This is a genomic window from Methylobacterium sp. DB0501 (genome assembly GCF_011043735.1).
Lineage (GTDB): Bacteria > Pseudomonadota > Alphaproteobacteria > Rhizobiales > Beijerinckiaceae > Methylobacterium > Methylobacterium alsaeris.
Genome location: NZ_JAAKGV010000007.1, coordinates 151,200 through 160,150, shown reverse-complemented (window position 1 = coordinate 160,150; position 8,951 = coordinate 151,200). Strand labels below are relative to the sequence as shown.

8 protein-coding genes are annotated in these 8,951 nt (G+C 69.9%); 4 read left to right on the top strand and 4 right to left on the bottom strand.

Annotation, left to right across the window (positions count from 1 at the left end):
* Positions 1 to 32 precede the first annotated feature (32 nt).
* The 4 genes from lpdA (at position 33) to G4G93_RS12290 (ending at position 2,902) form a co-directional block, all read left to right on the top strand.
* Positions 33 to 1,469 (top strand): dihydrolipoyl dehydrogenase, encoded by a 1,437-nt coding sequence (lpdA, locus tag G4G93_RS12305; RefSeq protein WP_165084592.1) that lies wholly within the window; start codon positions 33 to 35, stop codon positions 1,467 to 1,469.
* A gap of 92 nt (positions 1,470 to 1,561) precedes the next feature.
* Entirely contained in the window at positions 1,562 to 1,843 is a 282-nt protein-coding gene (locus G4G93_RS12300) for a hypothetical protein (RefSeq protein WP_246736716.1), read from the top strand.
* Positions 1,844 to 1,978: 135 nt separating this feature from the next.
* A complete protein-coding gene (locus G4G93_RS12295) occupies positions 1,979 to 2,470 on the top strand; it encodes a nuclear transport factor 2 family protein (protein WP_206289716.1) in 492 nt (163 codons plus the stop codon).
* A gap of 123 nt (positions 2,471 to 2,593) precedes the next feature.
* A complete protein-coding gene (locus G4G93_RS12290; RefSeq protein WP_312891919.1) occupies positions 2,594 to 2,902 on the top strand; it encodes a phage holin family protein in 309 nt (102 codons plus the stop codon).
* Positions 2,903 to 3,539: 637 nt separating this feature from the next.
* On the opposite strand, the gene G4G93_RS12285 is transcribed toward G4G93_RS12290, so the two are convergent.
* The 4 genes from G4G93_RS12285 to G4G93_RS12270 form a co-directional block, all read right to left on the bottom strand.
* Positions 3,540 to 4,517, bottom strand: a complete 978-nt coding sequence (locus G4G93_RS12285; RefSeq protein WP_165084588.1) for a phosphoribosylaminoimidazolesuccinocarboxamide synthase — start codon at positions 4,515 to 4,517, stop codon at positions 3,540 to 3,542.
* Between the two features lie 14 nt (positions 4,518 to 4,531).
* Entirely contained in the window at positions 4,532 to 6,967 is a 2,436-nt protein-coding gene (gene gyrB / locus G4G93_RS12280; RefSeq protein WP_165084586.1) for a DNA topoisomerase (ATP-hydrolyzing) subunit B, read from the bottom strand.
* 294 nt (positions 6,968 to 7,261) lie between these two features.
* Positions 7,262 to 8,224 carry an aldo/keto reductase gene (locus G4G93_RS12275; protein ID WP_165084584.1) on the bottom strand — a complete coding sequence of 321 codons (963 nt, stop codon included), beginning with the start codon at positions 8,222 to 8,224 and terminating at the stop codon, positions 7,262 to 7,264.
* An 11-nt stretch (positions 8,225 to 8,235) separates the two neighbouring features.
* A complete protein-coding gene (locus G4G93_RS12270; protein ID WP_165084582.1) occupies positions 8,236 to 8,877 on the bottom strand; it encodes an MBL fold metallo-hydrolase in 642 nt (213 codons plus the stop codon).
* Positions 8,878 to 8,951 lie beyond the last annotated feature (74 nt).

Sequence of the window (8,951 nt, the reverse complement as noted above, 5' to 3'; positions counted from 1 at the left end):
GCATCGCCGCCCCGCCTTCCCCGGAGACCTGAATGTCCGACACCTACGACGTCCTCATCATCGGCGCCGGTCCCGGCGGCTACGTGGCGGCGATCCGGGCAGCCCAGCTCGGCTTCAAGACGGCGGTGGTGGACCGCGAGCATCTGGGCGGCATCTGCCTCAACTGGGGCTGCATCCCCACGAAGGCGCTGCTGCGCTCGGCCGAGATCTACCATTACATGCAGCACGCCAAGGATTACGGGCTGACGGCGGACAACGTCGGGTTCGACGTCTCCGCCATCGTCAAGCGCTCCCGCGGCGTCTCGGGCCGGCTCAACGGCGGCGTCGGCATGCTGCTGAAGAAGAACAAGGTCGACGTGATCTGGGGCGAGGCCGCGATCGAGGCGGCGCCCAAGGGCAACGAGGCCGGCCGGGTGGTGGTGCGGGAGACCAAGCGCGCCGAGGCCCCGAAGGGGGCCAAGGCCGCGGGCACCTACCAGGCCAAGCACATCGTCGTGGCGACCGGCGCCCGGCCGCGGGCGATTCCCGGCATCGAGCCGGACAGACGCCAGATCTGGACCTATTACGAGGCCATGGTCCCGGACAAGATGCCGAAGAGCCTGCTGGTGATGGGGTCAGGCGCGATCGGGATCGAGTTCGCCTCGTTCTACCGCACCATGGGGGCCGAGGTGACGGTGGTGGAGTTGCTGCCGCAGATCCTGCCGGTGGAGGACCACGAGATCGCCGCTCATGCCCGCAAGCGCTTCGAGAAGCAGGGCATCAAGATCCTCACCGGCGCCAAGGTGACCAAGGTCACGAAGGGCGACTCGGTGACGGCGACGGTCGAGACCGAAGGCGGAAAGACGCAGGAGATCACGGCCGAAATCCTGATCTCGGCGGTCGGCGTCGTCGGCAACATCGAGAATCTCGGGCTCGAGAAACTTGGCGTCACGATCGAGCGCGGCATCGTCGCCACCGACGGGCTCGGGCGCACCAGCGTGCCGGGAATCTACGCCATCGGCGACGTCGCCGGCCCGCCGATGCTCGCCCACAAGGCCGAGCACGAGGGCGTGATCTGCGTCGAGACCATCAAGGGCCTGCACGCCCACCCGATGGACAAGGGCAAGATCCCGGGCTGCACCTACTGCCAGCCGCAGATCGCCTCGGTCGGCCTGACCGAGGCCAAGGCCAGGGAGCAGGGCTTCGACGTGCGGGTCGGCCGCTTCCCCTTCGCGGGCAACGGCAAGGCGATCGCGCTCGGCGAGCCGGACGGCCTGGTGAAGACGATCTTCGACCGCAAGACCGGCCAGTTGCTCGGCGCCCACATGGTCGGAGCCGAGGTCACGGAGCTGATCCAGGGCTACGTCGTGGCGATGACTCTCGAGACCACCGAGGAAGAGCTGATGCACACGGTCTTCCCGCACCCAACCCTCAGCGAGATGATGCACGAGAGCGTGCTCGACGCGTATGGGCGGGTGATCCACGCCTGAAGGGCTGCCCTTCCGGTCACGCAACCCAGCTTTGCCGCGAACCGGAAGGCCCGGCTTGGTGTTGACGCTTCGGAAAGAGCCGGAGAGGTCGAATGTCGATGCCGTTGATCCGCGCCGTCACCCTGGCGGCAGCGGCGGGAGCCATTGTGAGTCTGGTGCCCGTCGAAGCGGGCGCCCAGGGAACCGAGCGGCAGCGTCTGGCCTGCATGACCGACGCCATGACACTGTGCTCGCGCGACGTGCCCGACACACGGCGCATCGAGCGCTGCCTGCGCCGCAACTACGATCGCATCAGCGCCCCATGCCAGGGGGAGCTGGACGCGGCGAGCGCCACAGCGAACCCTGATGCCGGAGGGCCCCGCTACGGCCGCTGAGCGCCGCGGGTCCCGCTCTCCCGCCCGTGCCGCCGTGATGGTCAGCGCGCAGGGCCCGCGCTAGGCTGGGCCCGCGCGAGACGCGCGGCGCCGGCGGCAACGACCGCCCGGCGACCCTGAACGGGAGGGACCACCATGGCGCAGACGGAGACCTGCTCGCGGCGCGTGCTGCTCGCCGGCATGACGGCTGGCATGACGGCTGGCTTGGCGAGACCGGCGCTCGCCGCCGGATCGGGCACGGCGCCGGCCGCGGATGACAGCGCGGCGGTCGCGAAACACCTTGAAGCCTTGCGGGTCGCGATCGTGGACGGCGATGCCAAGACGCTCGATGCCCTCACCCATCCGCAGCTCAGCTACGGCCATTCGAGCGGGCGCAAGATCGAGACCAAGGCACAGTTCATCGCCAGCCTCGCCGGCAAGACCAATTACAAGTCGCTGGCTTTCTCGGAGCAGTGGATCCAGGTCGTCGGCGACAACGCCATGGTGCGCCACGTCTGGGATGGTGCCGACATCCTGCCGAACGGCGAGACAGGGCGCTCCTATATCGCGGTGTTGCAGGTCTGGCTGAAGGATGGCGGCAACTGGCGGCTGCTCGCCCGGCAGAGCTGCCCGCTCAAGCCGGCCTGATCGCGAAGAGGATTTCAGGTCGGGGAACCGGGAACGACGGTCAAGCTCGGGCGTTCCCGCACGCCGCCGCGGATCCGCCGCCGTGGCGCAGCGGGAGCGTGAGCGGTGCGGTCCGACCGACAGGTGAGCACGATCAGGTTGGTCGCCGAGGCGGTGCGCCTCGCGAGCGGCCTCGCCGTCAAGGAGATCACGCTGTTCTCCGGCGAGGTCGACCGGATCGCCCGGGTCGTCTCCGCCTGGACGCTGTGGGGCGGCACGATCGTGCTTCTCGCCTGCGTCAGCGGCTTCCTGCTGCTGATGGCCCTCGTGAAGGGCCTCGGCTGGCTGATCGGCTCGGAAGCGGTCGCGGCGGTGATCGGCGCGGCGCCCTTCGCGGCCGCAGCGATCCTGCTCACGGTCTGGGGCCTGCGGAAGATGGATGTGAGGCGCTAAGCAGACTCGCGTAGGCAGGCCAACGCTTCATCCGCTTGGACTCTCGTTTTGACGCAGATTTTCGTCGCAAGACCGGCAACCACTTTTGCGGAATCTGCTTGGAGCGCTGCCCGATCGCGCCGCAATCGGCCGGCGCTCCAGGTCTTCGATCGTACCGCGTTTTCTCGTGGCGAACCGGTATCCACGTCATCCGAGAATGCCCGGAAGCGCCCGCTCGGGACGCCCCGTCCGGCCCTGTCGGCAGGACCCCACACCGCCATGCGAAGCGAGCATAGCCGTTGTGCGAAGCGGGACGGTTGCGTTGTGCGCCGCAACATGAGAAAACGTTTTCGCACCGCAGCGATGGCGTCGCGGCGGTGCAGCCCTCTTTGGGCGTTTCCTCCCTAGACTTCGGGCCGCCTCGCAAGGGCGGCCTTTTTTCTTGATGTGCACGCTCATAGCCGAGCGACGCCGCTATCCGCAAGCACAATCGTGCACTGCTTCGGCCCGCGCGACGCCGTCAGGCATTATCCTGCCGTCGGCTGTGATTGCGACAGGGGCGACCGTCCCTCCGAACCGACATGCCGGCATCGGACGGGAGCAGGACGGTCCCGGAGACCTCGGTCGATCCCGGGCGGCGACGAGCGATGATCGCGCCCTACCGCCCCAGATAGGCCGCCACGTTGCGCCGGATGCGCGCCAGCGGGGCTTCGCTCGTGTCCGGCAGGGCGAAGGGCTGGCCGGTGATCGTCTCGAAGGCGCTGACATAGGTGGCGGCGGTATGCAGCACCACGTCGGGCGGGATCTCCGGCACCGGATCGCGGTAGGGGTCGCAGCGCGCCGCGACCCAGTTGCGGACCACGTCCTTGTCGAAGCTCTCCGGCAAGGTGCCGGCCTCGAGATGCGCAGGGTAGCTCCCGGCGAACCAGTAGCGGCTGCTGTCGGGAGTGTGGATCTCGTCGGCGAGCACGATCCGCCCCTCGGGGTCGAGGCCGAACTCGTACTTGGTGTCGGCGAGGATCAGGCCGCGCTCCGCCGCCATCGCCTGGCCGCGGGCGAACAGCGCCAAAGCCGCCTCCGACAGGATGTGCCACTGCGCCTTCGTCAGCAGCCCCCGCTCCAGGATCTCGGCGGCCGAGAGCGGCGCGTCGTGGTCGCCGTGGCCGGCCTTGGTCGTGGGCGTGATGATCGGCTGCGGCAACGGCTCGTGCGGGCGCATCCCGTCCGGCAGGCGATGGCCGTACATCTCGCGCTGCCCGGCCCTGTAGAGGGTCAGGATCGAGGTGCCGGTACTGCCCGCGAGGTAGCCGCGCACCACGATCTCGACCGGCAGGATCGTGAGGCGCCGGCCCACCACCACGTTCGGGTCGGGATAGGCCAGCACGTGGTTGTCGCAGATGTCCCGCGTCGCCTCGAACCAGTAGCGGGCGGTCTGGGTCAGGACCTGGCCCTTGAGCGGGATCGCCGCCAGCTCCCGGTCGAAGGCGCTCAGGCGGTCGCTGGTGATCAGGATCCGCCGGCCGTCCGGAAGGTCGTAATTGTCCCGCACCTTGCCGCGGTAATGCCCCGGCAGTTCCGGCAGGGTCGCCTCCGGCAGGACGTAATCGGAAAAGGGCGCGAGCTCGGCCGCCTTCATGGTCGTGCTCCTCATCAGACGTCGAGATTGGCCACGTTCAGGGCGTTCTCCTGGATGAACTCCCGGCGCGGCTCGACCACGTCGCCCATCAGCTTGACGAACAGGTCGTCGGCGTCGGTCGTGTCCTTGACCTTCACCTGGAGCAGCGAGCGCACGTCGCGGTCGAGGGTCGTTTCCCAGAGCTGCTGGGCGGTCATCTCGCCGAGACCCTTGTAGCGCTGCAATTGCAACCCCTTGCGGCCGAGCGCCATCATGCCCTCGAACAACGCCACCGGGCCGTACAGCATGGTCTGGTCGCCCCGGCGCACCAGGGTGACGGGGGCGCCGTAGATCTCGCTCAAGGTTTCCGCCCGCTCGTCGAGGCGGCGCGCCTCCTGCGAGTGGATCAGCGCCTCGTCGAGCACCGCGACCTGGCGCACGCCGCGCAGCGTCCGCGACAGGACGTAGCCGCCGTCCTTCGCCTCGCCCTCCCAGCCCTGCTCGATCTCGTCGGCGATGGCGTTGAGGCGCCGGGCGATCTCGTCGGCCACCACCTCGGCCTCGGCCGGGTTGCCGGCGACCGAGGGGCGCAAGGCCCCGGCGATTGCCGCCTGCTCGACCACGACGCGGTCGTAGCGCGAATGCATCCCGTGCAGCACCTGGCGCACGCCGCGCGCCTCGTCGACCAGGGTCTTGAGCTGGGCGCCGCCGAACTCGGTGCCGGTGGCGAGCTTGAGCACCGCCCCGTCGACGCCGCCGTCGATCAGGTAATCCTCGAGCGCCCGGTCGTCCTTGAGGTAGATCGCGGTCTTGCCCTTCTGGGCTTTGTAGAGCGGCGGCTGGGCGATGTAGAGGTGGCCGCGGTCGATCAGTTCCGGCATCTGGCGGAAGAAGAACGTCAGCAGCAGGGTGCGGATATGCGAGCCGTCGACGTCCGCATCGGTCATGATGATGATGCGGTGGTAGCGCAGCTTGTCGGGGTTGAAGGCGTGGGCGCCGTCCCGGCCGATCCCGGTGCCGAGTGCGGTGATCAGCGTGCCGATCTCCTGGCTCGACAGCATCTTGTCGAGCCGCGCCCGCTCGACGTTGAGGATCTTTCCGCGCAGCGGCAGCACCGCCTGGAAGGTGCGGTCACGGCCCTGCTTGGCCGAGCCGCCGGCCGAATCGCCCTCGACCAGCAGGATCTCGCATTTCGACGGGTCGCGCTCCTGGCAATCGGCGAGCTTGCCGGGCAGCGAGGCGATGTCGAGGGCGCCCTTGCGGGTGGTGAGGTCGCGCGCCTTGCGCGCCGCCTCGCGCGCCGCGGCGGCGAGCGCCACCTTGGCGGCGATGATGCGCGCCTCGTTCGGATGCTCCTCGAGCCAGGTGCCGAGCGTCGCGTTCATCACGCCCTCGACCGCCGGGCGCACCTCCGAGGAGACGAGCTTGTCCTTGGTCTGCGAGGAGAATTTCGGGTCCGGCACCTTGACCGAGACCACCGCGGTCAGCCCCTCGCGGCAATCCTCGCCGGTCAGCGCGACCTTCTCCTTCTTGGTCACCCCGCTCGCCTCGGCGTAGCCGGTGATCTGGCGGGTGAGCGCCGCCCGGAAACCCGCCAGATGGGTGCCGCCGTCGCGCTGCGGGATGTTGTTGGTGAAGCACAGCACGTTCTCGTGGAACGTGTCGTTCCACCACAAGGCCACCTCGACGCCGATGCCGTCGCGCTCCTGGCGCAGGACGATCGGCGCCTCGATCTGCGCCTCCTTCGCCCGGTCGAGGTAGCGCACGAAGGCCTCGACGCCGCCCTCGTAGACGAGCTCGTCGCGCTTGTGCTCGGCGTGGCGGGCATCGGTCAGCACGATGCGCACGCCGGAATTGAGGAAGGCGAGCTCCCGCAGCCGCTTCTCCAGCGTCGCGTAGTCGAACTCGATCATCGTGAAGGTTTCGGGCGAGGGCAGGAACGTCACCTCGGTGCCGCGCCGGTCGCCGGCCGGGCCGACCACCGCGAGGGGCGCCACCGCATCGCCGTGGCGGAACTCCATCGCGTGCTCCTTGCCCGCGCGCCAGATGCGCAGGCGCAGCCAGGTCGAGAGCGCGTTCACCACCGAGACGCCGACGCCGTGCAGGCCGCCCGAGACCTTGTAGGAGTTCTGGTCGAACTTACCGCCGGCATGCAGCTGGGTCATGATGACCTCGGCCGCCGAAACGCCCTCCTCGGTGTGGATATCCGTCGGGATGCCGCGGCCGTTGTCGGAGACCGTGCAGGAGCCGTCCGCGTTGAGGGTGACGGTGACGAGGGTCGCGTGGCCGGCCAGAGCCTCGTCGATGGCGTTGTCGACGACCTCGTACACCATGTGGTGCAGGCCCGAGCCGTCGTCGGTGTCGCCGATATACATGCCCGGACGCTTGCGCACCGCATCCAGGCCCTTGAGGACCTTGATCGAGTCGGCGCCGTAGGTGTCGGGGGTCAGATCGCGGGCGGGTTCGGCCATGTCGGTTCCTGGTGCGGGCGGGCGCGCGTCGCGGGGTGGCGCGGCCGGCGCCGGCGCCGGTTCTCGATCCGGCGCCGTCTGGGTCTCGTGTCTCAAGGGGCCGGGGCCATGGAGCCGGCCCCGTCGATCCCTGATGTAAGCATTCCGCCTTGAAATTGCATCGGTTTTCGGCGCCGCAAGCAGCGCATTTCCGGTGTCCGGCGGGGGCGGCCGGGAGCCCCGTCCCGCCCCGCCGGATCATAACCGAGGTTACGTTTCGCCGCACCCCGTTAAGGATCCGCCAACGGGCGCTTGTCAGCCCTTGAGCGAGCCCCGGCTCGCCGCCTCCAGCCGCGCGACCGCGTCGGGATCGAGGGTGAGCCGCACCGCCCCCAGGATCTCGTCGAGCTGCGCCACCGACGTCGCGCTGGCGATCGGCGCCGTGAGCCCGGGCCGGGCGATCAGCCAGGCGAGGGAGACCTGGGCCGGGGTGGCGCCGTGGTCGCGGGCAACCGCGTCGAGGAGGTCGAGGAAGGCGAGCCCGCGCGGGTTGAGGTAGGGCGCGACCCGGGCCTCGCGGGCGCGGCCCGCGGCGGCGCCGGCCTGCCGGTACTTGCCCGTCAGGAAGCCCGCCGCGAGGGAGAAGTAGGAGATCACCCCGATCCCCTCCTTCCGGCACAGCGGCTCCAGCTCGGCCTCGTACTCCTCCCGGTCGGCCAGGCTGTAGCCGGGCTGCAGGCATTCGTAGCGCGGCAGGCCGTCCCGGGCCGCGACGGCCAGAGCCTCGCGCAGGCGGGCGGCGGAATAGTTCGAGGCGCCGACCGCCCGCACCTTGCCGGCGCGGATCAGCCGGTCATAGGCCGACAGCGTCTCCTCCAGCGGGGTCTCGGCGTCGTCGGCATGGGACTGGTAGAGGTCGATCCGGTCGGTCTGGAGCCGGCGCAGGGAATCCTCCACCGCCCGCTCGATGTAGGGCGCCTTCAGGCCCTTCCGGCCCTCGCCCATATCCATGCCGACCTTGGTGGCGATGGTCATCCGGTCGCGGGCGCCCCGCGCCTTGAGCCAGCGCCCGATCACCTCCTCCGATTCGCCGCCCCGGTGGCCCGGCGCCCAGCGCGAATAGACGTCGGCGGTGTCGACGAAGGTGAAGCCGGTCTCGAGCAGGCGGTCGAGGAGCGCGAAGGAGGTCGCCTCGTCGGCGGTCCAGCCGAAGACGTTGCCGCCGAAGCAGAAGGGCGGGACCGAGAGGCCGGAGCGGCCGAGGGGGCGCAGATCCATGGGGGCGGCTCCTACTGAAGGAAGGGGTTCGACAGCCGCTCCTGGCCGATCGTGCCGGTCGGGCCGTGGCCGGGGATGAAGGCGACGTCGTCGCCGAGCGGCAGGAGCTTGGTCTTGATGGACGAGATCAGCGCGGCGTGGTCGCCCCCCGGCAGGTCGGTGCGGCCGACCGAGCCGCGGAACAGCACGTCGCCGACCTGGGCGAAGCGGGCGTCCCGGCTCACCAGCACCACGCTGCCCGGGGAATGGCCGGGGCAGTGCAGCACGTCGAAGGTCAGCTCGCCGACCGTGACGGTGTCGCCCTCGGAGAGCCAGCGGTCGGGCGTGACCGCCTTGGCGCCGTCGATGCCGTAGGCGGCCCCGGTTTCGGCCAGGGTGTCGAGGAGCGGCTTGTCGGCGGGGTGCGGTCCCTCGACCGGCACGCCCAGCGCGTCGCGCAGGTCGGCCGCGCCGCCGGCATGGTCGATATGGCCGTGGGTGAGCAGGATCTTCTCGACCGTGACCCCGGCCTTGGCGATCGCCGCCCGGATCCGGTCGAGGTCGCCGCCCGGATCGATCACCGCGGCCCGCTTCGTCGCCTCGCACCACAGGAGGGTGCAGTTCTGCTGGAACGGCGTCACCGGGATGATCGCGGCGCGGGGCGTGCTCGGCATGGTCGGCCTTGGATTGTGGGACGGTTGCCTCCTTGTAGCCCGGAAGCGGGCGGTGCGGCACCCCGGGTGCCGTC

What these genes read in the sequence shown, in the direction of transcription:
- G4G93_RS12275 (WP_165084584.1), bottom strand. Translation starts at nt 8,224, where the DNA reads ATGGATCTGCGCCCCCTCGGCCGCTCCGGCCTCTCGGTCCCGCCCTTC.
- G4G93_RS12285 (WP_165084588.1), bottom strand. Translation starts at nt 4,517, where the DNA reads ATGAAGGCGGCCGAGCTCGCGCCCTTTTCCGATTACGTCCTGCCGGAG.
- lpdA (WP_165084592.1), top strand. Translation starts at nt 33, where the DNA reads ATGTCCGACACCTACGACGTCCTCATCATCGGCGCCGGTCCCGGCGGC.
- G4G93_RS12270 (WP_165084582.1), bottom strand. Translation starts at nt 8,877, where the DNA reads ATGCCGAGCACGCCCCGCGCCGCGATCATCCCGGTGACGCCGTTCCAG.
- G4G93_RS12295 (WP_206289716.1), top strand. Translation starts at nt 1,979, where the DNA reads ATGGCGCAGACGGAGACCTGCTCGCGGCGCGTGCTGCTCGCCGGCATG.
- gyrB (WP_165084586.1), bottom strand. Translation starts at nt 6,967, where the DNA reads ATGGCCGAACCCGCCCGCGATCTGACCCCCGACACCTACGGCGCCGAC.
- G4G93_RS12300 (WP_246736716.1), top strand. Translation starts at nt 1,562, where the DNA reads ATGTCGATGCCGTTGATCCGCGCCGTCACCCTGGCGGCAGCGGCGGGA.